The organism is Marinomonas sp. G8-14, from assembly GCF_055808935.1.
Map to the genome: position 1 here is coordinate 2,996,113 of NZ_CM147891.1, position 24,735 is coordinate 3,020,847.

At 43.1% G+C, this 24,735-nt stretch carries 29 protein-coding genes; 9 read left to right on the forward strand and 20 right to left on the reverse strand.

Annotated elements, in window-relative coordinates; genetic code table 11:
* Nucleotides 1–20: 20 nt before the first annotated feature.
* Entirely contained in the window at nucleotides 21–1,634 is a 1,614-nt protein-coding gene (locus AC0L6V_RS15350; protein ID WP_265218032.1) for a methyl-accepting chemotaxis protein, read from the reverse strand.
* Between the two features lie 305 nt (nucleotides 1,635–1,939).
* Here AC0L6V_RS15350 and AC0L6V_RS15355 point away from each other — a divergent pair, with 305 nt between their 5' ends.
* From AC0L6V_RS15355 to AC0L6V_RS15365, 3 genes are read left to right on the forward strand one after another with little or no spacing between them, the layout of a single operon-like run.
* A complete protein-coding gene (locus tag AC0L6V_RS15355) occupies nucleotides 1,940–2,947 on the forward strand; it encodes a DUF2868 domain-containing protein (RefSeq protein ID WP_418138395.1) in 1,008 nt (335 codons plus the stop codon).
* A 54-nt stretch (nucleotides 2,948–3,001) separates the two neighbouring features.
* A complete protein-coding gene (locus tag AC0L6V_RS15360; protein ID WP_418138396.1) occupies nucleotides 3,002–3,256 on the forward strand; it encodes a hypothetical protein in 255 nt (84 codons plus the stop codon).
* A 3-nt stretch (nucleotides 3,257–3,259) separates the two neighbouring features.
* Entirely contained in the window at nucleotides 3,260–4,618 is a 1,359-nt protein-coding gene (locus AC0L6V_RS15365; protein WP_418138397.1) for a DUF3482 domain-containing protein, read from the forward strand.
* A 3-nt stretch (nucleotides 4,619–4,621) separates the two neighbouring features.
* Here AC0L6V_RS15365 and AC0L6V_RS15370 read toward each other — a convergent pair whose 3' ends face one another.
* From AC0L6V_RS15370 to AC0L6V_RS15380, 3 genes are read right to left on the reverse strand one after another with little or no spacing between them, the layout of a single operon-like run.
* On the reverse strand, nucleotides 4,622–5,344 hold the full coding sequence (locus tag AC0L6V_RS15370; RefSeq protein WP_418138398.1) for a 1-acylglycerol-3-phosphate O-acyltransferase: 723 nt from the start codon (nucleotides 5,342–5,344) through the stop codon (nucleotides 4,622–4,624).
* 45 nt (nucleotides 5,345–5,389) lie between these two features.
* Nucleotides 5,390–7,195: a GGDEF domain-containing phosphodiesterase gene (locus tag AC0L6V_RS15375; RefSeq protein WP_265218037.1), complete on the reverse strand. Its 1,806-nt coding sequence runs from the start codon at nucleotides 7,193–7,195 to the stop codon at nucleotides 5,390–5,392.
* Nucleotides 7,180–7,698: a hypothetical protein gene (locus AC0L6V_RS15380; protein WP_418138399.1), complete on the reverse strand. Its 519-nt coding sequence runs from the start codon at nucleotides 7,696–7,698 to the stop codon at nucleotides 7,180–7,182. Before AC0L6V_RS15380 ends, AC0L6V_RS15375 begins: the two co-directional genes overlap by 16 nt.
* Nucleotides 7,699–7,871: 173 nt before the next feature.
* On the opposite strand from AC0L6V_RS15380, the gene AC0L6V_RS15385 reads away from it, so the two are divergent.
* Together AC0L6V_RS15385 and AC0L6V_RS15390 are read left to right on the forward strand one after the other, a co-directional pair.
* A complete protein-coding gene (locus tag AC0L6V_RS15385; RefSeq protein ID WP_265218039.1) occupies nucleotides 7,872–8,948 on the forward strand; it encodes a carbohydrate kinase in 1,077 nt (358 codons plus the stop codon).
* On the forward strand, nucleotides 8,945–9,850 hold the full coding sequence (locus AC0L6V_RS15390) for a pseudouridine-5'-phosphate glycosidase (protein ID WP_265218040.1): 906 nt from the start codon (nucleotides 8,945–8,947) through the stop codon (nucleotides 9,848–9,850). Before AC0L6V_RS15385 ends, AC0L6V_RS15390 begins: the two co-directional genes overlap by 4 nt.
* 47 nt (nucleotides 9,851–9,897) lie before the next feature.
* On the opposite strand, the gene rlmF is transcribed toward AC0L6V_RS15390, so the two are convergent.
* From rlmF to AC0L6V_RS15405, 3 genes are all read right to left on the reverse strand, one after another.
* On the reverse strand, nucleotides 9,898–10,878 hold the full coding sequence (gene rlmF, locus AC0L6V_RS15395; RefSeq protein WP_265218041.1) for a 23S rRNA (adenine(1618)-N(6))-methyltransferase RlmF: 981 nt from the start codon (nucleotides 10,876–10,878) through the stop codon (nucleotides 9,898–9,900).
* Nucleotides 10,879–10,967: 89 nt separating this feature from the next.
* Nucleotides 10,968–11,171 (reverse strand): type 2 periplasmic-binding domain-containing protein, encoded by a 204-nt coding sequence (locus tag AC0L6V_RS15400; RefSeq protein ID WP_265218042.1) that lies wholly within the window; start codon nucleotides 11,169–11,171, stop codon nucleotides 10,968–10,970.
* Nucleotides 11,172–11,191: 20 nt separating this feature from the next.
* Nucleotides 11,192–11,899: a LysR family transcriptional regulator gene (locus tag AC0L6V_RS15405; protein WP_265218043.1), complete on the reverse strand. Its 708-nt coding sequence runs from the start codon at nucleotides 11,897–11,899 to the stop codon at nucleotides 11,192–11,194.
* A gap of 112 nt (nucleotides 11,900–12,011) precedes the next feature.
* On the opposite strand from AC0L6V_RS15405, the gene AC0L6V_RS15410 reads away from it, so the two are divergent.
* On the forward strand, nucleotides 12,012–12,977 hold the full coding sequence (locus tag AC0L6V_RS15410; RefSeq protein ID WP_418138400.1) for a DMT family transporter: 966 nt from the start codon (nucleotides 12,012–12,014) through the stop codon (nucleotides 12,975–12,977).
* Nucleotides 12,978–12,993: 16 nt separating this feature from the next.
* On the opposite strand, the gene AC0L6V_RS15415 is transcribed toward AC0L6V_RS15410, so the two are convergent.
* From AC0L6V_RS15415 to AC0L6V_RS15470, 12 genes are all read right to left on the reverse strand, one after another.
* A complete protein-coding gene (locus tag AC0L6V_RS15415; protein ID WP_265218045.1) occupies nucleotides 12,994–13,344 on the reverse strand; it encodes a DUF6164 family protein in 351 nt (116 codons plus the stop codon).
* A 163-nt stretch (nucleotides 13,345–13,507) separates the two neighbouring features.
* Nucleotides 13,508–14,470: an EAL domain-containing protein gene (locus tag AC0L6V_RS15420; protein WP_418138401.1), complete on the reverse strand. Its 963-nt coding sequence runs from the start codon at nucleotides 14,468–14,470 to the stop codon at nucleotides 13,508–13,510.
* A 20-nt stretch (nucleotides 14,471–14,490) separates the two neighbouring features.
* On the reverse strand, nucleotides 14,491–14,835 hold the full coding sequence (locus AC0L6V_RS15425) for a CSS-motif domain-containing protein (RefSeq protein WP_418138403.1): 345 nt from the start codon (nucleotides 14,833–14,835) through the stop codon (nucleotides 14,491–14,493).
* Between the two features lie 398 nt (nucleotides 14,836–15,233).
* Nucleotides 15,234–15,623 (reverse strand): DUF3833 family protein, encoded by a 390-nt coding sequence (locus tag AC0L6V_RS15430; protein WP_418138404.1) that lies wholly within the window; start codon nucleotides 15,621–15,623, stop codon nucleotides 15,234–15,236.
* A 14-nt stretch (nucleotides 15,624–15,637) separates the two neighbouring features.
* The gene (locus AC0L6V_RS15435; RefSeq protein WP_418138405.1) at nucleotides 15,638–15,787 is read right to left on the reverse strand and encodes a hypothetical protein; all 150 of its coding nucleotides are present in this window, start codon (nucleotides 15,785–15,787) and stop codon (nucleotides 15,638–15,640) included.
* Between the two features lie 60 nt (nucleotides 15,788–15,847).
* Entirely contained in the window at nucleotides 15,848–16,594 is a 747-nt protein-coding gene (locus tag AC0L6V_RS15440; RefSeq protein ID WP_265218048.1) for a hypothetical protein, read from the reverse strand.
* A gap of 103 nt (nucleotides 16,595–16,697) precedes the next feature.
* On the reverse strand, nucleotides 16,698–17,207 hold the full coding sequence (locus AC0L6V_RS15445) for a DUF2878 domain-containing protein (protein ID WP_409418752.1): 510 nt from the start codon (nucleotides 17,205–17,207) through the stop codon (nucleotides 16,698–16,700).
* A 14-nt stretch (nucleotides 17,208–17,221) separates the two neighbouring features.
* Nucleotides 17,222–18,487, reverse strand: coding sequence for an SAM-dependent methyltransferase (locus AC0L6V_RS15450; protein WP_265218050.1), 1,266 nt, complete (start codon nucleotides 18,485–18,487; stop codon nucleotides 17,222–17,224).
* A gap of 33 nt (nucleotides 18,488–18,520) precedes the next feature.
* Complete coding sequence (locus AC0L6V_RS15455; protein ID WP_265218051.1) at nucleotides 18,521–19,300, reverse strand: DUF1365 domain-containing protein; 780 nt, start codon at nucleotides 19,298–19,300, stop codon at nucleotides 18,521–18,523.
* Nucleotides 19,294–20,544 (reverse strand): NAD(P)/FAD-dependent oxidoreductase, encoded by a 1,251-nt coding sequence (locus AC0L6V_RS15460; RefSeq protein ID WP_265218052.1) that lies wholly within the window; start codon nucleotides 20,542–20,544, stop codon nucleotides 19,294–19,296. The genes AC0L6V_RS15455 and AC0L6V_RS15460 overlap by 7 nt, the downstream gene beginning before the upstream one ends.
* 73 nt (nucleotides 20,545–20,617) lie before the next feature.
* Complete coding sequence (locus AC0L6V_RS15465; protein WP_265218053.1) at nucleotides 20,618–21,373, reverse strand: SDR family NAD(P)-dependent oxidoreductase; 756 nt, start codon at nucleotides 21,371–21,373, stop codon at nucleotides 20,618–20,620.
* Nucleotides 21,374–21,398: 25 nt separating this feature from the next.
* Nucleotides 21,399–21,842 (reverse strand): nuclear transport factor 2 family protein, encoded by a 444-nt coding sequence (locus AC0L6V_RS15470; RefSeq protein WP_265218054.1) that lies wholly within the window; start codon nucleotides 21,840–21,842, stop codon nucleotides 21,399–21,401.
* 208 nt (nucleotides 21,843–22,050) lie between these two features.
* Between AC0L6V_RS15470 and AC0L6V_RS15475 the strand changes: the two genes are divergently transcribed.
* From AC0L6V_RS15475 to AC0L6V_RS15485, 3 genes are all read left to right on the forward strand, one after another.
* Nucleotides 22,051–22,626, forward strand: coding sequence for a sigma-70 family RNA polymerase sigma factor (locus AC0L6V_RS15475; protein WP_265218055.1), 576 nt, complete (start codon nucleotides 22,051–22,053; stop codon nucleotides 22,624–22,626).
* A 5-nt stretch (nucleotides 22,627–22,631) separates the two neighbouring features.
* The gene (locus tag AC0L6V_RS15480) at nucleotides 22,632–23,324 is read left to right on the forward strand and encodes a ChrR family anti-sigma-E factor (RefSeq protein ID WP_265218056.1); all 693 of its coding nucleotides are present in this window, start codon (nucleotides 22,632–22,634) and stop codon (nucleotides 23,322–23,324) included.
* A gap of 122 nt (nucleotides 23,325–23,446) precedes the next feature.
* Nucleotides 23,447–23,629, forward strand: a complete 183-nt coding sequence (locus tag AC0L6V_RS15485) for a hypothetical protein (protein ID WP_024025667.1) — start codon at nucleotides 23,447–23,449, stop codon at nucleotides 23,627–23,629.
* A gap of 86 nt (nucleotides 23,630–23,715) precedes the next feature.
* Here the strand turns inward: AC0L6V_RS15485 and AC0L6V_RS15490 are convergent, their stop codons facing one another.
* Nucleotides 23,716–24,561 (reverse strand): MurR/RpiR family transcriptional regulator, encoded by an 846-nt coding sequence (locus tag AC0L6V_RS15490; RefSeq protein ID WP_265218057.1) that lies wholly within the window; start codon nucleotides 24,559–24,561, stop codon nucleotides 23,716–23,718.
* Nucleotides 24,562–24,735: the final 174 nt, after the last annotated feature.

The following is a 24,735-nucleotide window of genomic DNA, read 5'->3' on the forward strand; positions in this document are numbered from 1 at the left end:
GAGCACGCTTTCCGTCGGTGCTATACCTTAAAGCTGCCTACTTGCTGATCTAATCCTTTATACAACTGAGTAATATCTTTCGCTTGCTGAGCTAGTAAATCAGATACAGATTGAATGGAATCAGTCTGATCTTTCAACGACACCATGTTGCGATTGATATCATTGGAAACAATAGATTGTTCTTGAGTAGCCTGCGCGGTCTGAGCCGCCATTTCTTGAACTTTTGCAAATGATGCCTGTATACCATTAAATATTTTAGTCACTTCACCAAAGTTGGTAACCGTAGATTCAGCGTTATCACGACTATTTTGAATCGCTTTAGACGACTCAGACACATTAATCTTAAGCTGCTCAATCATGCCTTCAATTTCATTGGTACTGTCTTGGGTACGGGTTGCCAAGGTACGAACTTCATCCGCAACCACAGCAAAGCCTCGACCCTGCTCACCTGCACGAGCGGCTTCTATTGCAGCGTTCAGTGCCAACAAGTTAGTCTGTTCGGCGATATTACGAATCACTTCCAAAACAGAGGCGATACTTTCTGAACTCTTTTGCAACTGACCAGAGCGACCAAGGGCAAGCTCGATATCTGCCACTAGCGTTGTAATGGCATGTTGAGATTTATTGACTGCGGCCATACCACTTTGGGTCAAATTATTAGAATTCTTCGCCTCATCGGCAGTATCACGCGCTACTGTCGCCATTTGTTGATTGGACATATCCATTTGGTGACCAGCACTGACAATGGAAGCTGACGCATTCGCTAATGCAGTCGTAATTCCTGACGTCTGTTTGGCAACATTATTAAGCTGCCCTGTCATATCACCCAAGGCATCTGATTGTTTGTGAATATTACTGATAATCCCTCTTAGACGGCCAACAAAGTCATTAAACTCTTTGGCAAGATCACCTAGCTCATCGTCAGTCGAAAACTTAATACGTTGAGTTAAATCGCCATCGCCCTCCGATATTTCACGAATGCGTTGCCCTAAATAACGTACCTGATTAGCGAGCGTTTTTGGTGTTCTGTAGCTAAACCAAGCCGCGATAAGTAAACCCAAAAGGACGATAACTACCGCAAACTCTTCAAAGACAGAAACTTGTTCTTTAATGCGCTTTTTCGATAGGTCTGCATGAGCATTGACCGCTTCACCAGCTTTATCCAGCATGCCTCTTAATGCCTGAAAGTCAGCATTGGCTTTTTGCTCTGCCGCATCAAATCCTGAATCACCAGGTTTTAAAGCCACAAAAGCGTTGGACGCATTTAGCCAAGTATTGAAAGCCCTCTCAAATTCGCCAAACGCCTGAAAAACTTGTGGCTCATTCGCTAAATACTGACGAAATAAATTAAACCTATCTTTCACCTGTTGGGCGTTTTCAACCCTATCCTTTTCTTCATCGATCAGATTACCCACACCAACCACAATACGCTGTTCAGCCAGCTTGGCTTGATAAAGATCTCGGTCCGCATTCAGAATAACGGCAGAGGCTTTTCCGTAAGAGTCTGCATGTGCATTTAAAGCACCATTAAGTTGATTGATTATGTACCCCATAGACGCGGATGCAATGATGAATGTGATGCTCATGATCAAAACAGGTAGTGAGCTTTTTACTCTAATAGAATTTAAACGCATTGCTTTGTCTCCTAACAAAAACTATCGCTTTACAACATATAAGCCATGATAGAATTACTGGCACTCACTGAGCAATGCGGTTTAACAATTACCTACATTTATACTGAACTAAATAACGTATTAATACGTTTTTATTGATCTAACTCAAAATATAACTAACTCATTGTCTTTGTTAATTTTATTTGAATGATAAGTGAAAAATTTTCACTTAAAACACACTACTAAGTAAAGCAAAATCGTTTAAAGGAGAAGCCGCTTGTTAGAAAAAACTCCTAATAAAACCCTTGAAAAGAGCATTCCATAGCATGACTTTTCCAACACCCAGTGCAAAACTCGCTCTAGCGGCTTGGTTAGAATCTCATACTGAGTTTCGACTCTCTGCGCAGGCAAATAGCTTAACGGATGCACTTAAAGACTTAGAAACGTCTCCCAAACCGACAAGCTATTTAGCACAATTGAGGCAATTAAAGCGCTATTTCAATCGTACTATTTTTGCCGTACTGATGGCGTCCATGATCTTAGGGTTGGTGGCAGTACCACCAGCCTTTGTGACGAACCAAAGCGATCAAGTGAACATTTTCTGGTTGTTCATTATTTTGCTAGGCTTTCACGCACTGAACTTTATTGTGTGGTGTGTCACCATGATGGCCACCATGAGACAACATACAAACAGTAAGGGGATACTGCTAAGCCTGTTGATTTTCTTTAACAAAAAAATCAGTAAACACTCACACATCAATAAAGATATAAGTGAAGCCTACCTACACTGGCAATGCCCGACACATTCGAATAAATGGCTAATTGGCAGTCTTTCCCATGCTGCATGGGGCTGCTATCTATTAGCTGGCTGGTTGATGACTTTATTGTTATTGCTCACCAATCAAGTTAATTTTGTCTGGGAAACGACGTTATTAAGCGATGACGCTTTTATTCAATTAACACAGACATTAAGCCTCCTCCCCCAGTGGTTTGGTATCGCACTACCAAACCAGCTTGATATTCTCGCAAGCCGAGTGGATCTCGTGTCACAAACGGCCATCACAAGACAACATTGGGCCAATTTCCTGCTCGCAAGCATTATGTTTTATGGCGTCTTACCACGGCTAGTATTCACCATCCTCTGCCTAAGTATGTATCACATTACACGCGCAACACGGCCGCTTAGTACACAAGAAAAAATCATCCAAAATCGTTACCAACAACAAGAAAGTCACAATCGACATATTTTGGATGCAGACGATCATAAAGACACAAGCAAAAGCATCCATACCGACGCGACACACAATGGCACACTTTCAGATAACACGCGCTGAGGCCTGTTCGAGTGGAGTGACGCCAAACCCGATGAGTTAAGCAACGCACGCTCTGTGTCCTTGTTAAACAGCCGAGAAGAGCAAAATCAATTTTTAACCTTATCCAGTGATGAGCCAATTTATATCTTGGTCAATGGCAGACAAAGCCCAGACCGCGGGGTAAGACGCTTTTTCTCCCAAGCCCGCATGAGGTATCCTGCTGTCGTGATGGTGATATTAGATAACGGCAAGGACAGATTTGTCGAAGATTGGCAACGCCTTGCCAGAGAAACAAGTCTGCCTTCAACGCTTCTTTCGAAAAAGGACTAAACCGTGTCAATTTCCCTTTTAGTGGTTGGCCACGCAAACACAGGCAAAACATCGCTGATTCGTACTTTGTTACGCCGTCAGGACTTTGGCGAGGTTAACGATAGAGCGGGCACCACTCGACATGTGGAAAGTGTCAAAATAAAGATCGGTCAGCAATCGGTCATGACATTGACCGATACGCCTGGGTTTGAAGATTCAATTGGTCTTTGGCAAATTCGCCACTCGCCCAGATTTCAATCTTTCCAAGGTGCGGACTGGCTACAGCCCTTTTGCGACAGCCAATTTGCCCAAGACGAATTCGAACAAGAAGCGAAAATTCTAAAACAACTTACTAAAGCCGATATCATCTTATACGTCATTGATATTCGCCAAGCACCGTTAGGCAAATACCTTGATGAACTGACCTTGCTGGCCAGCGCCAATAAACCCATTATTCCTATTTTGAATTTCAGTGCGACAGCCAGCGCGCATACAGATGCTTGGCGCAAAGTATTAGCAGAACGTCATTTGCACGCCGTCATAAAATACGACACGGTGGCCTTTTACTTTGAAGATGAAAAACGTCTTTACCAAAGTATTCAAAGTTTAATGCCAGAAGACTACGACACCATTGCTCAGCTTATTCAATCTCGAGAAGAAGCCGCTCAATTACGCAAAACCATGGCCAGCCGTCAATTAGCCGAGTTAATGTTAAAAGCGGCCAGCACTCGTCTTGAATGCTCGAGTTATCCCCAAGCTGACAATGAATCACGTGCTTTTGAAGACAACGTACGCTCACTAGAAAATCGTTTTATCCGTCAACTTTTGCGTCTTTATGAATTCCAAGAAGAAGACTTAATCGCTACGCCATTAGCCATTCAAAATGACCGCTGGCAGCAAGATATATTTGCAAAAGAGACGCTTAAAGAATGGGGAATCGAAAGTGGCACCAGCGCGCTAACAGGCGCAGCAATTGGCGCTGGTATTGATGTGATGTCGGCAGGATTAACGCTTGGAACAGCCACAACGATTGGCGCCTTACTTGGCGCCACATGGAAAACAGGGAGGCATTACAAAGACACACTGAAAAGCAAACTGACCAACCGCTACTATCTGTGTCTTGATCACGCCACACTAACGCTACTGTGCTTACGAGGATTAAGTGCCATTCATCACCTACATCAGCGTGGTCACGCGACGCAACAAGCCTATGAACTCAACACTCAGACACAAAATGACGACCTAATCGCTCAGCTAAAGCCATATTGGAAACAAGCGCAACAGCACCCAGAGTGGGCAACACAAGATCTACCGGATACACATCCAAGCGTACGAGATTTACAGAAGTACTTAGACAAAGCCATTGAGCAAAATAGCCATTAACGCTTAGTGAGCACGCAGGAGTTCGCGATCCAATCGTTGCTGGGTTGCCTGCATCTGTTGCTCACATTGCTTCATCAAACCTACCACGTCGGTCTCTTGTAATCCTGAGGTATCAATGGGAGGTAGCATTTCAACCAGCACCTTGCCATTATGCCAGCGGTTCAAATGTACTTGACCATGAGTGCTGCTACAGACAACAGGAACAATAGGAACACCTGCTTGGACTGCCGCATGAAAAGCACCACGTTTAAAAGGTAACCAGCCACGTCCTCGGCTGCGAGTGCCCTCTGGAAACATCCAGATAGACAATCCAGTTTTGGTCATACTAGAGACGATTTGATCAATAGTGGCAATCGCTTGTCGTCGATTTTCTCGATTAATCAGGAAGTTACCACTGGCCCAGTACAAAATGCCAAAAAATGGAATCCAGCGTAAACTGGTCTTTCCTACCGTCACCACACCTTTAGGGACCACTACAGCGAGAGTGAATAAATCAAAATTATTTTGATGATTCGCCACATAAACCGCTTGAGGAATGTTTTTTGTGGACTCCGCCACTCGACCTTCAACCGATAAACCAAATAAAGGTACCACTTGAGCAAACACTCTACCTAAATAATACACACGATTTTTCGACCATAGCGTCAGTAGACAAAACACAATACCAAAAAGTGTGACACCTACCACCAACAATAAGAGCAATGCCATCCGTATCAAAAGCAACATATTGAAATAAACCTCACATTAACAGCGTGTAAGATTGATTAGGGGTTAACGCGAGTGAAATGCCTCACGCCATTTATAAAACTCTTCTGCAACCAAGGGCTTAGAAAAAAAGTAGCCTTGAATTTTATCACAATGATATTGATTTAAGAGCGCCACACCTTCCGCATTTTCAGCGCCTTCCGCCGTCACTTGAAAGCCCAAGCTATGGGACAGTTCAATGGTCGCTTTGGTGATGAACTCATCACCCTTGTTGGTATCAATGTATTGAATAAAGGCTCGATCAATTTTTACTTCGTTCACCGGCAATTCACGCAAATACGACAGAGAAGATTGACCTGTACCAAAATCATCAATAGCCAGATGAATACCCATTTCTTGCAAGGCTTTCAGTACCCCAATCACTTTCACTCGATCTTTCATTACCGCACTTTCGGTGACTTCAAGAGCCAGAGCACGTTCAGGTAAACCGTACGTTTTTAATGCCTTAGCAACCGTCTCAGGTAACTCTTCATCTACAAGGTCATGAGCAGATAAGTTGACCGCAACACGAATTTCGTGCCCTTGTGCCCACCATTGGCTCAGTTGTGATAATACCGTATTCAGTACCCATTTAGTGAGCACCTGTATGTTACCGGCATGCTCTAACAAAGAGATAAACTCATCGGGCGGGAGAAAACCCAGTTCGGGATGAACCCATCGAATCAGCGCTTCCGCTTCATGACAATCATTTAATGCCCCTCCAACCTTAGGCTGATAAACGACAAACAGCTGATTGCTTTCCAGCGCAATAGGCAAATCTCGAATGATCATCAGTCTACGGCGATGATCTTCATCCTGGCCCTCTTTATAAAACACACAAAGCTCGCTCTCTTCTCGTGCTTTGTCAGCAACAATATCCAGCCGCCTCATGGCGCTATTCACACTGGCCGTCGCATATTCAAAAGGCAGTACCGCAATACTAATATCCAGTCGAATACTAGAGCCTTTTTCCACCTCGAACTCATCATGTAAAAAACGCTTCAAATCACTGCAATCTTGGCAAGCTATGTCTTTGTTGGAAATCACTAAGAACTTATCCGCACTCATCCGTGCCAACATTAGGGCGTCTTTTTTCCAGTATTGTTGAAGGCGCTCAGCCATTTTCGACAACAAAACATTACCAACATCAAAGCCCAGCATATTATTAATTTGCTTAAACTGGCGAATATTCAGTAACACCAAAGCGCCTGTGGTTTTTGGCAAGGCTTCACTTAAATAATGCTCAACGGCACTTTGATTAAATAACCCCGTCAGTTGATCGTGAGATGCCCGATAAGTCAGTTCTTCTTCACGATTAATAATCGATTCTTGCATGACTTTCATGGTGTTAGACAACACACCAAACTCACCAGATACTGATGGCGCTTCAATACTTTCTTTGCTGGATCCGCGACCGATTTGCGATGCATATTCCACTAAACGTCCAATCGGCTGGGTCATATTTCGAGCCAACGCCACACCAAATAATAAGGCCAGCGCCAATACCCCCGTAAAAATCAATATAAGCTGACTACGGGTATTATTGTAGCTTTCTAACCAAGGTCCATAAGGTAGGTGAATAATACCCCATTGTGTTGGAATACCTAAATCCACCCCCAAAGACAAATATTTTTCATCATTAGAGAAAATGGGATACTCAAGAACATCGTTAATGTCGCCTATACTATTAAATAGCCTTACCTTCTCATCGGTTGGCAATGTTGAAAAGCCAGCCAACTTTTCTTCATCATTGGTCTCGTAAACAAAACTAATATCTAGCCCTGTGACGTTTTTGATTTGTTCCGCCAAAACCTGATCTAACGAGAAAGCCATGCCCACCCAGGCAATGACATTGAGAGCCTCACTGGCACCAAAACCAACTGGTAAGCTCGATTATCAAAATCGATCATAGTACTGATTGACGCCCCACCTGACCGACGAGCAGACAATACCAGTTCAGAGATGGTATTACTCATTTCAATTTCTTGAGTAACGGTAATGACCTCACCTCGAGGCGAAACCAGCAGTGAAATGTCAGCGTTAATACGGGCACCATGATTTTGCAATACTGATTGTAATGTGCCTGTTTCTCGTGTTGCAACGGCTTGTTTAAAACCAAAATCTGACGTTAATATTTCAACACCTTTGGTCAACTGCTCAGCGCGCGCTTCGAGTAATAAATCAAATACTTTGCGCGAGACATCGATCGAATCAACCCCCTGCCTGTAATTGTCTTTTTTTAACGATGACAATACAGCCAAAGCCGTGCCCAACTGCGCCAGCGCAAGCAGTATTAAAACAAACATGATCAGTCGTGCTTGAAAGCTTTTCAACACTCTAAAACCTCTTTGATGCTAATGACCTAGGCTACTAAGCATTAGGGACAATGCACACGCATATTCACAGATAATAGGGGGTATTTAAATTGTATGCCATATTCTCATAAACGATCTTGTATTTACGCAAATAATAACATAAGTTATTCATTTAAACTTTTGTTATTTAGCTTATGAAAGATCAAACATATCGTGTTTATCAAGCCATAAAAAGCGATCCGCTTGCGTCACAACAAGCTATTGCAAACCGACTCAATATGAGTCGAGAGTCCGTTGCTGGTCATATCATGCAGTTGACTCGACAAGGGTATATCTTAGGAAAGGGCTATTTGCTTGCTGAGCAAAACACTTATGTCGTTTTGGGTGGTGCCAATGTGGACATCAACGGCCATAGCGACAAAAACCTACACTCACACGATTCAAATCCAGGCACCATTAGCCAAAGTCCAGGTGGTGTTGGGCGAAATATTGCCGAAAATCTAGCCCGTCTAGGTGAACACGTACACCTAATTGCGCCTATTGGATTAGATCAACGCGGCGATTGGCTCATCGAGCAAACACGCTTAAGCGGTGTTGAAACTCACAACGTCTTACGTCACGAAACTTTGCCCACAGGCACGTATCTTGCCATCAATGATAGTAATGGTACCTTACTGGCCGCTATTGCAGACATGCGCATTATCGACAGCCTAGAGGAACAAAAGCTCAGTAGCAAACAGGCACTGTTACAAAGTGCTCATCGTATTATTATCGATGCCAACTTGCCCGCTGGCATCATTGCTTGGCTTGCTCAACAGCCCCTATCAGCACGCTTTATTGCGGATGCAGTTTCCACCGCTAAAGCACCACGTTTACAAGCAATACTGCCAAAATTAACCCTACTCAAAGCCAATCAGGATGAAGCTAGGGCCATTCTTGGTTGCGCAGAAACCAATCCAGAAACGCTAGCAAAAGCCTTGATTGGCGCAGGAGTGGGCGAGGTCTTACTTAGTCTAGGCAAGCAAGGTGTGCTTTATGCAGACAGCACGCACACGATTAGACAAGCGTGCTATCCAGTTCAAGCCGTTAGCGACACAGGTGCTGGAGACGCTTTACTCGCCGGCTACTTAAGTGCTTGTCAACAAAACATGAATCTAAATCAATCGCTGTCTTTTGCTCTCGCTTGTGCAGCTATGACATTAGAAAGCCCTCATGCCAACAACCCAGAACTAACGGTTCAAACGGTCACCCAATGGATAGAAAAACAATGAATGAATATTTAGATATACACCCAGATGTTGCCGCAGCGATTACGGCAGGAAAACCCGTTGTAGCGCTAGAAAGCACTATTATTTCTCATGGTATGCCGTGGCCACAGAACGCGGAAACCGCCAAAAAAGTAGAGCAAATCATTCGTGATAATGGTGCCGTGCCTGCTACCATCGCGATTATTGATGGCCGCCTAAAAGCGGGATTAAGTAACGATGAAATAGACACCTTAGCGAAAGCCGGTTTATCCGTCACCAAGTGCTCACGTCGTGACTTGCCCTATGTCGTGGCTAAGAAACAACATGGCGCGACAACGGTAGCGGCTACGATGATTATTGCAGCCATGGCAGGCATTAAGGTATTTGCCACTGGCGGTATTGGTGGTGTTCATCGCGGTGCACAGCAAACCTTTGATATTTCTGCGGATTTGCAAGAGCTGGCAAAAACCAATGTTGCCGTTGTCTGTGCTGGAGCAAAATCCATCCTTGACCTTGCGCTAACCCGTGAATACTTAGAAACTCAGGGTGTCCCCGTATTGGGCTACAAAACAGATACCTTGCCTGCTTTTTACACCCGAGAAAGTGACCAAACGGTCGATTATAATATGATCTCAGCTGAGGAAATTGCCCATTTCATTAAGGCAAAATGGGCGATGGAATTACACGGCGGCGCGATTATCGCGAACCCTATTCCTGAAGAATTTGCTATGGATAAAGCCACTATTGACGCAGCAATTAATCAAGCATTACTAGAAATGGAAGAACAAGGCGTGGCTGGAAAAGAGTCCACACCATTCTTGCTAGCACGTGTTGCAGAATTAACCGGCGGTGACAGTTTAGCAAGCAACATTCAATTGGTGTTTAACAACGCACGTTTAGCGGCCGAAATCGCCTCCGCACTTTGACTAAGCAAATGACATGGCAAACCTACGTTTGTCATGTCTAACTGGCATCAGCTTTGCCAATAATTGTCTTTCCAATAGTCGATTTGATCGTCCCCCAGAAAACTCCAGGCGACGAATCGACTAATTTTTTGACCTTGCGCCATATCAATCGTTTTCACCTGACGAGCACCAACCTGTTTTAAAGTCCTATAAATCGTTTCTAAATTCGCCTGACGTGCGACTAAAGAGGTAAACCAAAAACAACGGTCCGCGTATTGCACACTTTCTTGAATCATTCGAGAGATAAACCCTGCCTCACCGCCATCACACCAAAGTTCTGCAGACGTGCCACCAAAATTTAGCGCAGGTTTTGCGGTTGTTATTTTGCCTTTTACACCACGCCATTTACGCTGGGATTCATCCATCATAGCCGACTCACTGGTATGAAAAGGTGGATTACACAAGGTCAAATCAAAACGGTCTTTTTCTTTCCACACGCCGGAAAACAATTTGTCAGCTTGCGTCTGCAACCGCACCACTATCGCGCCTTTTAAACAAGCATTGGATTTCACAATTGTATCGCATGTCGCCACAGCAATAGGGTTAACGTCTGAACCTACAAACTGCCAACCGTATTCTTGATGACCAATAATGGGATACACGCAGTTAGCACCCACACCAACATCCAAGACTTTTATTGCTTTTCCTCGTGGAATAACCCCGTTATTGCTAGCCGCTAGCAGGTCTGCCAGATAATGAATGTAGTCCGCACGCCCTGGAATAGGTGGACAGAGATAGCCCGGCGGAATATCCCAAAACGCCACACCGTAAAAATGGCTCAGCAAGGCGCGGTTTAAGGTTTTAACCGCATTGGGATTAGCAAAATCGACGGACTCATTGCCGTATTGATTCAGTTGTATGAAGTTTGAAAGTTCCGGACAGGAGTCAGCCAATAACGCAAAGTCATAGCGTGCTCGATGCGGGTTGCGAGGATGAAGTTCTAACTTGTTGGTGCGTTTGCTCTTCGTATTCTTGCTTTTTAAGACCACAATAATGCCATTATTTCAAACCAAAATGCGAGTATAACCGAATTTCTTAGCTTGGACTAAATCTACGGATACATCATCGCTCTAGAATATTACGGCTCTGGATAAGGAATTAATGTTTTTGCAACATCTTCAATGAGCGTTCTAAACCACTTTACAGCAGGGTCTTTCTCAATACTTTTAGGCCAGCTTACAAAGTATTTGGAGTCTGGAAAGGCAACAGGTAATGGTTTCATTGTAAGATTAAATTGTTCACAAAAGCGATCCGCCAGCAAACCACTGGTACTGATCAACAATGACGTTCGCCCAACCGTTTCTAATGCCGACAAAAAATAAGGCGTACGAAAGGCAAAGCGGCGTTCATGGGCCTCTCTCCTAACACTAGGTCACTCACCGCTCGTCGAGTTCCTCCCATGCTCACCAGTACATGAGAGAAGCTCAGATATTCATCCAGACTAATATGCTCTTGCTTGGCGAGCGGGTGATTATTCGACATGATGCAGCGGAATTTTTCATGGCCTAATAAAACCTTACGGTATGTATTAGGAATTTCAATGTATTCACTACACAAAACGACATCGACCGAATGTTCCGTTTGACTGATCAAACTGGTTTCCGTAATGGTAGTCGTTTCCAAAGAAGCAAATGGCGCTTCTTGATAAAAGCGTTCTGCTATCGAAGGTACATAAGCTTGTGCTTGATAATGGGTAGTTTGTAAACGAAACACTCGATTGCTACTCTGTGGTTGAAAATCTGGCGGTGAGTCGAGTCCAGCCATCTGCTCCAATAGCAACTTTAAAGGTGCTTCTAGCGCCAATGCCTTTGACGTTGGCACCATGCCTTTTGAAGTACGAAGAAACAAAGGGTCATTAAAGGCATCACGCAATCGATTCAGTAAGCGACTCATGGCAGATTGACTCAAATACAAACGATTCGCGGCACGTCCGACATTACGCTCTTCTAATAAATATAAAAGCCCAGTCAAGGATTTGAGATCCAAATGTTGTAGAGAGTTAGGAATCATAGGTAAATCTCGATTTATGCATAATGATTAGAACTATTATGCATTGGCTTTAATCCCTAAGGAAAGCCAATATGACTTTTCTGATTTTCTCTCGTTTTATAAGGCTATTATCATGCCCACTGCTAAACAGACTTTTCTGTACGGTCTTTTTTTTAGCGCTGTGACTGTGCTCTTTTGGGGAATGCTACCTATTGCGCTAAAGTTGTCTGGCAGTTTTTCCGATCCTATTACGTTAACTTGGTTACGTTTTTCAGTGGCGGGTATCATTTTAGGTTTATGGCAATGGCAACGTGGTAAACTGGAAGAATTCAAATTTTTATCTAAACATGACTGGTTACGGCTTTTTGCCGCAGGTACATTTTTGATTATTAACTACACTAGTTTCGCATGGAGCTTAGACTTTTTATTACAGGACTCGGCACAATTAAGCTTTCAGGTTGCTCCTTTATTCCTCGCTTTGGGTGGATTATTTTTTCTAAGAGAAAGCATAAACTGGCAGCAATGGTTGTGTTTTGTCGGAATAGGAATAGGGATGTTGGTGTTCTTTCATCCTATTTTTGGACAAGGTGGTCAGGGCTCTATTTGGGTTGGATTCGCCATTGTTCAACTGTCTGCCGCAGCCTGGTCTCTGTATGCTTTACTGCAAAAATCTTTATTCAAACGACTCGCGCCGACAAACATTTTATTGGCAATTTATGTTTATGCCTTGCTTGTTATGCTGCCATTTTCATCGCCCAGCGAACTAGTAAACATGTCCGCAGACGATGCCTGGATTGCGGCTTTTTGCTGTCTAAATACGTTGGTCGCGTATGGCGCATTTGCCCAAGCTATGCGTTACTGGCAAACCGTACAAGTCAGTGCTTCCGTTGCTTTGACCCCCGTTATGGCTTTCATACTGACAGAATTTTGTGTCGCTGTTGGTTGGTGGACCGAGAGTATTCACTCTTCCCATGCCGACCTATTAAGCTTATTTGGTATGTTAATTGTGATCATCAGTGCCATTAACGTGCAATTAATCAGCGCAAGAGTACAACGTAAAGCCGCGTTATTGACAAAGCCTTTGAACGAAGCCATTTAAGCGAGTGACATTGTCCTTATAGCCAAAGCGTAAAAGGCATAATAGAAAGACCCAGAATTAACACTATGGCAATCAAAGTAAAAAAAGCTTCTGCTGGATTTTGACGCGCATGCTGAAGGTAGCCTAACACCCACTGCCCAACCGAAATGGGTCGCATAGTTTGGGCACGTGCTATTTGATCTTCTCGTATAAGCGCTAACGCTTTTGCGGCCTGCTCCTTGTCCTTTACCCACAACCCAGCCATGGACACTTGCCAGCGCCCAGCAGACGTTTCATAAAAGGCGATCTCATGATCGGTTAATAATTGACGAATATCATTCGCTTCTTCATCTGGCACATATTTCAGTCGGAAAACTAACGTCGCCATAATATAAAACCTTATACACAAAAAAAGAGCGGTAGAGAGTAAGAGATGCCTGACCGTATTACAATCATGTGCTGTCCTGTCTCATTTTATAACGTGTTCTTCAATCCAGGAAATCACTTGCTCTTTGGGCAACGGCCTGCAGAAATAATACCCTTGAACCCTATCAACCCCGAGGCTCTCTGACCGCATTGAGCTGATCCTCTCGCTCAACGCCCTCTGCGACTAACTTCATGTTTAACTCTTTTGCCAACTTAGTCACAGATGTCAGTATCTGGCGGGTAAATTGATCGTCTTTCAAACTCGCAATAAATATTTGGTCTAACTTTAACGTGTCATAAGGGAAGCGACGCAAGAAATCCAATCCCGCATAACCGGTACCAAAATCATCCACAGACAGATGAACGCCTAGCGCTTTGATATGTTCAAATCGGCTTACCATAATAGGCAGATCAATGGCATCTAAGGCACTGGTTTCTGTCACCTCAAGTCCTAACCGGCCTTTCAGCTCAGGGTACTCGTCAAGGATACCTGCCAAACTCGGCGCAAAAGTTTCTCTAAGTAAGCTGTGCCTGTCTACATTCACCGAAATATTAATATCATTTAACGGTAAAGGGTACTCGCGATAAAAATCACCGACTTTGCGAATCACCATCCAAGTCAGTTCATCAATCAGGCCTAGTCGATCCGCCATATCAACAATAACCAGAGGAGAAACCTGACCATGATAAACAGAGCGCCACCGAATCAGTGCTTCCATTTCATACTGACCATCAACATTCAGCGATACAATAGGCTGAAAATACACCTCCATGGCATTATTTTTAATGGCGCGTTTAACGCAGTGCCTTAGAGAACGTCGGTAATAAGCAATGGTAAAATAGCCTGTACAGAGGATAATAGACAGCAGCACCCAACACACAAAGATCCAAGGTAACAGTGACACCAAACGGCTCCAGTATAAGTCGGTTGTTAAAAGCACCTCTAATTCGATTGCCCAGTCATCAAGTGTCTCTTTTTTCGTTTCTAACAGATCTGAAACAATATGGTCTCGGTTTGAGAACAGCACGTGCTTGCCCAGTGTTAACTCGTAAGCATAATCAGGCAACAATATTTGATCCACCGTCATCGCAAAACTGCTTGGCGGCGCTAAGCCATTAACACCCAGCCCGTCAGACCTTTGGTAGAAAGCAAAAAAGTTGACTCGCCCAAGGTATTAGAATCCATTAACGACACCGTTTTACGATCTTTACTGTCTTTTATACGGGACACAATGGATTTATATATGGAAATATTGATGGCCCCAAGGTTGGAGCAATACACCTTAAAGTCAGCATTGAAAAGACCAAACTCTTTAAAAATAGGAGAGTAAAAAGTAGCACGACGCAAACGGTCTACATCAGCTCTTTCACAAACAAAAGCGCTGTTATCCGCCACTTGTTGCAATTCGGCAAAAATACTTTCCATGTGCTCTGACAAAGCATTTTTTGCCATATCGGTTCGTTTATCTAAGTCATTTAACAAAAAAACATAGAGCCCTGTGGCAAAGAGGAGAAAACTGAGGAATATGGAGAGTAACCCGCAAAAAAATAATACCTTTTTTTCAATAAACGCTATTGCCCTGACGTCGCCAAACATACCGACACATCCCTCCATTTATGAATCATCAAGATAAAACTCCAATTGTATGCAAAGGCTTTGCCTGTTAATTGTGAATAGCGACAAGAATACATAAAAGCGCCCATAAAAAAAGACCGCTCCAAGCAGTCCTTTATATATAGCATATAACATCGAATATTTGACTTAAATCTCTATGAGAGCCAGTAATAAAGCACCTTAAGCATTATTCATTTTATGCTAGGATGTTTAAAAATTATCACAAACAAGGTCCATTAGTCGGTTACTTTTGCAATCACAATAGAAAGATAACCGACTTCAACACCAAACTTTGTCATCACAGACTCATTGATAACAACGCCATCTTTGACCATATACATACGATCATCCACATTAACTTCTATTAGGTCTCCGTCGTATTGAACCTGTAAAACATAATTCATAAACAATGCATTTCCTGCGATTTTTACATCACCAGAACCAATCACATCATTCGCTGTTGCCGTATACTGGCCCTTTGCATTCGGTGTCATAGTCCAAGTACGATTTTGAACTTCACCATCATCAAACACAAACACTTCAGCCAACGTCCCAACGCCGTTCTCCCAACTTCCTTCTAGAGTGGCATTGAAATAACGAATCACCTCACCACTGCGGTTTTTCAAGATACCATGCGCGGTTAAAGGCCCAGAAAAAAAGTTTGTAATTCAAACTTCGGTTCATTTTTAGCGTACAAAGACACATCTGGGGTAGAGCAAGCCGTTAATAACAACATGCTCAGTATCACCGCCATCATTTTACTTGTGACAGAACACCATACGTTTTTCATAGTCATTTCCTTAGAATATGCAGTGCTATCGCTAGAATAAAAGAGCGATGCAGTAATGTGTTAAAAATAATGGTACTGAATATCTACACTCTGATATTTGCCGTTTTCATCGCATATATTGGCGCGTCCGGTGAAACGCAATAAGCGCTTATCTAAAGGATCATAAGCAACCACTATCGGATCCACTGCTATTTTGACAAACCAGGAAATGGGAGACAAAGCGAAACACATCGCTCCATCCTGTGTTCCATCAAGACAATCGGCTTTAGCAACACGAAAAGAAAACGTGGTTTGCTGGCTAGGCACCAAATATTCGATATCCATCTGTTTACCTGTTTTCAAGGTATCCCAGTACTGTTTAACAAAACCATCAAAACCGGCATCTACCACAATACCCGCTACCAATGGGATCGAACCGACTTCTGGCTGGGCTTTTCGGTTTTCTACATAGTTTACTTCCAAGCGATTATTCACTTGTTTCACATCTATGGTTTCACCGTTACGCTCATTAACCTGTGAAAAGCTGGGAGTAATACGCGATTGAGAAAAATCTAGGGTTTTATTCGCAAACACACGGCCATCTGGCTCTGAATATTCCACCTTATGACTTTTGTCATCGAGCATTTGATGTGTTTCTCGGTACAATAAAGCACCGGTTTTCAAACTGTAGGCACTGCCTACTATTTTGGAAAAGTCGGCATTGCTAGAAACTGGCGTATCAGCCAAACTGAAGGCACTAAATAATAAAGAAAAAAACAACGTCACAAAGGACCGCTTCTGCGGCAAACAAACAAAAGATAGCTTCATTTCTCACCCTTACATTTTAGATTACGTCATACACTTATTTATCATCAAGTGAGACCCATATCAGATAGAGATAACGCTGATACAGAAGCAAATACAAGAACTCTTAGGCATCAAACAATGTCCATTTTTCGCTCAGCCAAATTCCCAGCGGTATCACCAACGACCAAATAATCGCTACGATCAATAAAGTCTGTCCAACAGGCTCTGCTAAGCTAATACCTGACAGCTTTGCACCAGCAAAATAACTCAATGTTGGCCCAATAGCACCCATTAACGCCCCCAATATATATCGTGAACGAAGAAAAGATAGGCTATGGGCAAATAAGGTCGCAACACTCACCCAAAGACACAGTAACCAAACGGGTGGCAAGCTTATTGTGTCTAAATTATCAGCTGAAGCAGAGAACACGCCAACATGAAACAGGGTACCATCAACGATAATACCTAATGTTAGGAAAACTAAAAATAAACGCCATTCTCTTCGAGTATGCATAAAATAACGATCATGCAAGAACAGATACGAAGCCGTGGCAGCGAGAGCCCAAAGATCGCCCGCTAATAAACAAATAAACCAAACCGCTTGAAATAGAATGGCATTCAATAAGGATTTCATGCCATATGCTCCCTTTAATTCGTCTCAATAGACAAACGATGATCGGGTTTGGCAAAGACAAACTGCCCTGTACTAATGGCCCTTTCTTTGAAGCCACCTTCGCAATAAGCCAAATAAAAGTCCCACATACGGCAAAATACGTCGTCAAAACCCATGTTCGTCACTTCATGACGAGCGGCATGGAAACGTGTGCGCCAATCCGCTAACGTTTTGGCATAATGCTCTGTAATGTCCTCCAGTCCCACAATTTGCATGTCAGTTTTTGACGCTATTTTATGAGCAATCACCTGATTGGATGGCAAACAACCACCTGGGAAGATGTAACGTTGGATAAAATCCACTGAACGGCGTGCATAATCGTAACGTTGATCCGCAATGGTAATGGCTTGAATCACCATCACACCATGGGGTTTTAACAGCTCGCTGCACTTAGAGAAATAGCTGTCATAGTATTCGTGACCCACCGCTTCAATCATTTCAATAGAAACAAGCTTATCGTATTGCCCTTGTAAATCGCGGTAATCTTCAAGCAACAAGGTAATCTTATCTTGCAAACCTTCGGCTTCCACTCGTGCCTTAGCAAACTCATACTGTTCTTTGGAAATTGTGGTGGTGGTTACTCGACAGCCATAGTTCTTAGCGGCGTGAATCGCCATGCCACCCCAACCTGTGCCGATTTCTAATAGGTGATCGTCTTTGCTTAATTGAAGCTTTTGGCAAATACGATCCAGTTTATTTACCGATGCTTCTTCTAAAGAAGAATTCAGCTGTGGGTAAACCGCCGAGGAATACATCATGGTAGGGTCTAAAAATAAGGAGAAAAAATCGTTGCCTAGGTCATAGTGAGCGGAAATATTATCTTTCGACCCTTTCTTCGTATTGGCATTCAATTTATGAACGATCTTTGCCCCTATACGGCTCCATATGGGACGTTTAGCGTCCATTTTATTGATCAAACTAAGATTGGCCACCATCAAGCGAATCACCGCAACCACATCCGAAGAAGACCACCAGCCCTTCATATAAGCTTCGCCAGCGCCAATACTACTGTTTAAAAATACGTCACGATAAGCATGAATGTCATGAACTTGGATATGCGCAATATAGCGAGTGCTTTCCTTGTCTTCTCCGAAGGTATAGGTTTTACCATTCTCATCTAATGTTAAATGGCCAATTTCCAATTTTCCTAACATCGCAAACACCATCTTGCGTGCTAGCGTATCGAACCAAGTTGTTGTGTTATTTTTCACTTTCTGATTTTCCATACTAACGGAGTTCATAGGTATTAATCTCCTAAATGCCATATTTCTACCCTATTTGATCTTGGTAGACGATGAGTTCGGATGCGAATAAAAAGGCACCTTTTTTATCCATAACTTTAGTGCTTGCCAATAAATGCCAAAGGCAACTTGCATTGTCATGACAGGATAACGAAACAACACCCTCGCCATAGTAGAAGACGTTAACGACATTCGAGTCAGTGATAAGGTGGCATCAAACACGCACTTTTCCCCTACTAACTCTTTATTCTGCATATGCACCGCTAGCTTCTTATGAGGAACATTGCTTCGCCAGTCATAAAAATGTTCCATCGGATGAAATGGCGATACATGCATTGCCTTGTTAAATTGCATACGCTGCATAGGCAGGAGTGGATCACATTTTAAAACATAAGGTATTTTTTCCCGCCAAGGCGTATTCGTTACTTCAAGCAGCATGGCTTGCAGTTGCTCATGTTTGTCGAAGCAATAATAAATAGTGATGGGATTGATGATGAAGCCAAAATATCGACAATTGGTTAACATGCGCACTGGACCTGATAAATCCAAGCCCAAACGCTCATTCACTTCAGACAGCACTGCCTGTTTAATAGAAACAGACGAATCCCCAAAATAATCTTGTCGAGCAAATCGAGCTAAGGACCAAGGTTTAACAGACCACCAGGGACTCATCGCCAACACATCATTTAACTCATCTAAATCGAAGTACATCATAAAGACGCTATAACGAAACGCATGAGTACGCGGTAAAAAACGACGATGGCGCACAGTGCCATGATAGACAGCGCTGTGCTTAGGCAGAAAATCTACCATGTGATTCCCAATCCATTAGCCACACGAACGCCACTCCAACAACCATCTTCATGGAAACCGTTACGCCAATAAGCCCCACAAAACCACGTTTTGTTTACCCCATTAATTTCTGACCAACGATCCTGAGCGTTAATACCCGCCAAGGTAAAGGTAGGATGAGAGTACTGGAAACGCCCCACGATTTTGTCTTCCGCAATCATGTCTGTTTGGTTCAAGGTAACCACATAGGTGGTATCACTGGAAAAATGCTGCAGAATATTCATGTTATAACTTAGGGTAGCAGGCTTAGTTCGATCCTTTCCAAGATAGTAATTCCAACTAGACCAAGCGAGTTTCTTTTTCGGCAACAGTCTGGTATCGGTATGAAGTACCACATCGTTGTTTCGATAAGGCAGAGCCGATAAAATCGCGTGCTCCTCTTTAGAAGGGTCCGCCAATAACGCCAACGCCTGATCACTATGGCAGGCAAACACAATTTGATCGAACACTTGTGTAGAGCCATCTGCAAAGTGAATCACCACATCGGTCTCAGAACGATGTACTTTGTCGATAGTCGCGCCAAGCTGAATACGGTCTTTAAACTTTTCGACTAAAGGCTGTAAATACGCCGATGATCCCCCTTCAATGACTCGCCATTGCGGGCGATCATTCACACTTAACAAACCGTGGTTTTTAAAGAAGCGGACGAAAAACACCAATGGAAATGCCATCATTTCATCCAATGTCGATGACCAAATCGCACTGCCCATTGGAATCAAATAATGACTGGCAAAACGGCGACCATAGCCCTTTTGCTGCAAATACTCTCCAAGCGTCACACCTTCCTTTAATTGACCGCTGTCTAGGTCTTGGATGGCTTCTTTATTGAAACGTAAAATATCTTTTAACATACCAATAAAAGAGAAGTTCAATAAGTTGCGACGCTGGGCAAACAGTGTATTTAAATTGTTGCCTCCGTATTCGAGGCCCGTATCCTGACAACTCACACTAAAACTCATCTCTGTCGCTTTAGATGCCACACCCAACTCATCCATTAGCCGAATAAAATTCGGATACGTCCAATCATTGAAAACAATAAAACCCGTATCAACTGCCCGAGTCTGTTCTGCTTCTTTTACATCTACGGTTGCCGTATGACCACCAATACGATTTTCCGATTCAAAGACTGTCACTTCGTGCTGCTGCTGTAGAAGATAAGCACTAGTCAAGCCAGATATCCCTGAACCAATTATGGCAATTTTCACTCATTGTCCCCTTAAAATACCTTATATCATTCACTCACCGAGCGGATGTAATAGCCAATTGTCACTGGTGATATTAGTCGTTATGATTTTTTTTAGGTGCCAATATAGACAACCATAATTTTGGGAAGTGCCGTCCAGCCCACAGCATGACCGATAAACGCTTAGGAAAGGCAAACTCAAAAGGACGGGAGGCTAAAGCATTGAACATTCTTTTCGCCGCATCATCAGACGACATTAAAAATGGCATAGAAAACGTATTTTTTTGCGTCAGAGGTGTATCAACAAAGCCCGGCAATAAACAGGTCACATCAATATTGAATTGCTTTAAGTCCATACGTAGGGAAGAGAGGAAATAACGCACAGCCGCTTTGCTCGCGCCATAAGCTTCCGCTTGTGGGAAAGCGGCCTGAACCGCTTGTGAACTTACTCCGACTAAATGCGGCCGCGAGGATTTCTTCAATAACGGCAAACATACATCCACACTGTTTACCAAACCAAAAAAATTAACCGACATAATTCTATCCATCATTTTCCAATCAGGATCTGTATCTGTCATATTAAGATATTCGCAGGTGCCCGCATTTAAAATCGCACAATCTAAATGTGCAGTATGTAGCATTAAGGTTTCTCTTACGGCTTGAACCTGACTGTCATCGGAAATATCAAAAGCCACAAAGGTTAGGCTTTCATAGGATTCTGACAAAGTAACCAATTCGCCTTGCGTTCTCGCACTGGCTAACACTTGCCATCCTGCTTCTAAGTATTGCTTTGTTAACGACAGACCAATACCAGAACTGGCTCCGGTAATCCATACAACACCTTTGTCCATTATCATGCTCCTTGTTCTCCCCAAACTACCTTGCCAAGCGCTTTTTTAAACCTTTCACGGCAGTACCCAACAAAGGCACGTGTTCATAAATTAACTGACCAAGGTCATACACGTCTTCATGGAAATAGATGCGCTCATTAAACTGCACTTGGCTCATACCACGCACAGTAATCGTTTTGTTGCCTAACTTAGGGTGTTTAAAATGCATATTCCATTTGATATAGGCTGTATTCTCAGAGACGAGCTGATCCAAATATTCAAAACGCCCACTGTGCACATTGACACACATTTCGGACAAGTAAGCGTGCAAACTTTCGGCACCGCGCAACTCATGAACAGGGTCCTTAAAGAGCACATCTTCTGTGTAAACATCATCCATTTTTTCTAACTTTGGATGCTTAACGTCTTGATAAAACGCTTTAAAGCGCTCTATTAATAAAGAATTGGAAGCCATATTTGCGTCCGTCATACTCGTCACTTACCTTAGCAGTTACCTAATTGGGTGGTATTTTGTGTCACCATATTTTGTTTAACGCGTTGCGGTGCATTCTGGATCACTTTCAAAAGAAATTTAAACACTATTTACGTAAATAAAAGTGATCCTCTCGAATAAATACAGCGTATATTTGATACAACGCAAACTAAGCGTATGACAATTTTGCTTTTTGGAGCGATAAATGGAACGCGCAACTCAACTACCCGACGACGAACAACGAGTCACGGACATTTATGCCGTCGCTCAACATAGGGATCAAGCCGCTTTAGGCCGTTTATTTGATCACTATGTACCAAAAGTAAGATCGTTCTGTCTTGCCGCTCAGCCTGGTGCCAATTTAATGGCCGATGATATTGCGCAAGAAGTCATGATACGTATTTGGAACAAAGCACACACTTACAAACCTGAATCGGCATCGCTTAATACTTGGGTCTTTACTCTAGCGAGAAATGCTCGTATCGATTATTTACGTCGAAACAGCCGACATCAGTCAGATATTGATCCGGAATATCTTTGGGAACATGTGATCGACGAAAATGCCGATCCATTTAAAGACGCACAGCAAAAAAGAGATCAAGAACGTATTCAGCAAGGCTTAAACAAATTACCAGCTGATCAAAAGCAGGTTTTGTCAAAAGTTTACTTAGAAGGGAAAACACATAAGGAAGCCGCTGAAGAATTGTCTCTTCCTCTTGGAACGATAAAATCTCGGGTTCGCCTTGCTTTGCATAAACTCACTATTTACGTTAAGAGGTAGTATCGATGATAAACTACCATCCATCGATTGAAATACTAACAGACTACGCTGCTGGCTCACTACCTTTGGCGCATTCCTTGTGTGTGTCCACACATTTAGAACGCTGTCCTGAATGCCAACAGCAGATTAGAAAGTTGGAAATGCTCGGCGCACATCTTTTTGATCAGGCTCAGACAGAATCTCGTCAGCTCAGTAACCTAAAAGACAGCTTCTTCAAAAATCTAGCGCAACAGCCTAGCCCAAAAGAAGACAATAAGGTATCGCCTCAAGAAGATAAAGACATGAGATGGGATGATTACGCCATTCCACGTAGCCTGCGCCAGTTTATTACCAAAAGCTATGATGATCTTACGTGGATGCGCCTATCGCCCTCTTTTAAGATAGCAACGCTTTACAACGAAGAAGGCGGCGCACAAATCGCTCTGACCAGAGTAAAAGCTGGCGCCCATATGCCAACCCATACCCATACAGGTGACGAAATCACTCTCGTATTGGAAGGGGCTTTTTCGGATGAAAGCGGTATTTATCGTCAAGGTGACTTTATCAACCGTGACGCGAGTCACAAACATAAACCCATCGTCACAAAAGACGCAGAATGCATCTGTCTAACAGTTTTAGACGCGCCGATTGAGTTTACAGGCTGGCTGACAAGACTGTTAAATCCGATTGTTCGTCGTTACCATCCTCATTCTCACTAATGGCAGGATGGTTCAACGCAACCAAAGATAGACACACGATTGCAGACGTTAGCCAATAACAAGCAAATTTTATGAAATTCTGGTATAGTCCTTGTTCAATCTAAAAACAAGGACTATTTATCATGGCAACTAAAAAGAAACAGCCGGCTGCTTCGGAAACTTCGGAATCCATTGAAAAGCAAATGCAAGAGTTTCTTGCGCGCGGTGGACAGATAGATAAAATCGATTCAGGGGTTAGCGGACAATCTCAGTTAACAGGATCACGCCACATTTCTCTCGGTAATAGCAAAACGAAAGCGCAGTAAGCTTTCGTTTTTATACGCCTTGTTGAAAATGGGTTAGTAAAAGAACACTTGGTACAAGCCAGCCCTTGAATAATCAGGCATTTGGTTTATCTAGCGTTCTTTTTCTCTAACTCATAAGCCAAACCAATAGACAAAGCTTGTGCCAAACAAAGTGAAGAGGACAACGAACGAAAAGACTGAATTTCCGCTTCCTTGACCACAAAACAAACAGATGCGATGGAAGCCAAAGGGCTTATTTGATTATCGGTGATCACAATCAGAGGCACTTTTTTCTCTGCTGCCGCTTTTGCCACCATTTGCGTTTCTTCCGCATAAGGGTGAAAACTCACCGCGATCATCACATCATTCTTATCCAATGCACTCGCTTGTTCCTTATACATACCCCCGACACCATCAATTAAATAAGCCTTACGATCAATATGGCGCAACGCATAAGCAAAATAACTGGCGACGACAAATGCTCGTCTTACTCCGACAACATGCGCAGCATTGGCTTGGGACAATATTTGTATGGCTTTATCCAAATCCTCAGCCGCAGTGGTTTCACTCAAATGCCCAAGAGCAATCGCATTTGCGTGGGAAAATCGAGTCAGCAATTGAGACGGCGACTGTTCACTATTTTCATCGCCAAATGCTTCTCTTGCCATACGAATTCTGTCTTGATAACTGGGCGCCTCTTCCATTAGATTCTGCTGGAACAATTTCTGCATCTCGCTAAACCCGCTAAAACCAAACGCATTAGCAAAGCGAACCCAAGTAGAAGGATGCACCCCAGCGTCTTTTGACAGCACAGCAACAGTACCAAATGCGACATCACTTGGTGCGTCTAAAACAAACTCTGCCACTTGACGCAACCGCTTACTTAACTTTGGATAGTGCTGTTTAATGGTCTCTTTTAAGTCCGTCAATGATTCTGGCGCAACGTTTGACATAAAATACTCTCTGTACTCAAAGTTCTCTCCGTAACAGCAAGCACAGCAGCATAATGAAACAAATGGGCTTATCAAGAGAGAAGTAATTATTGCAATTTTAGAATAAAAATTCTAACTTAGTGGTTACTAACGTGTCTAGTATCAAACCTCTAGATACCGTCTCTTAGTCAAGAA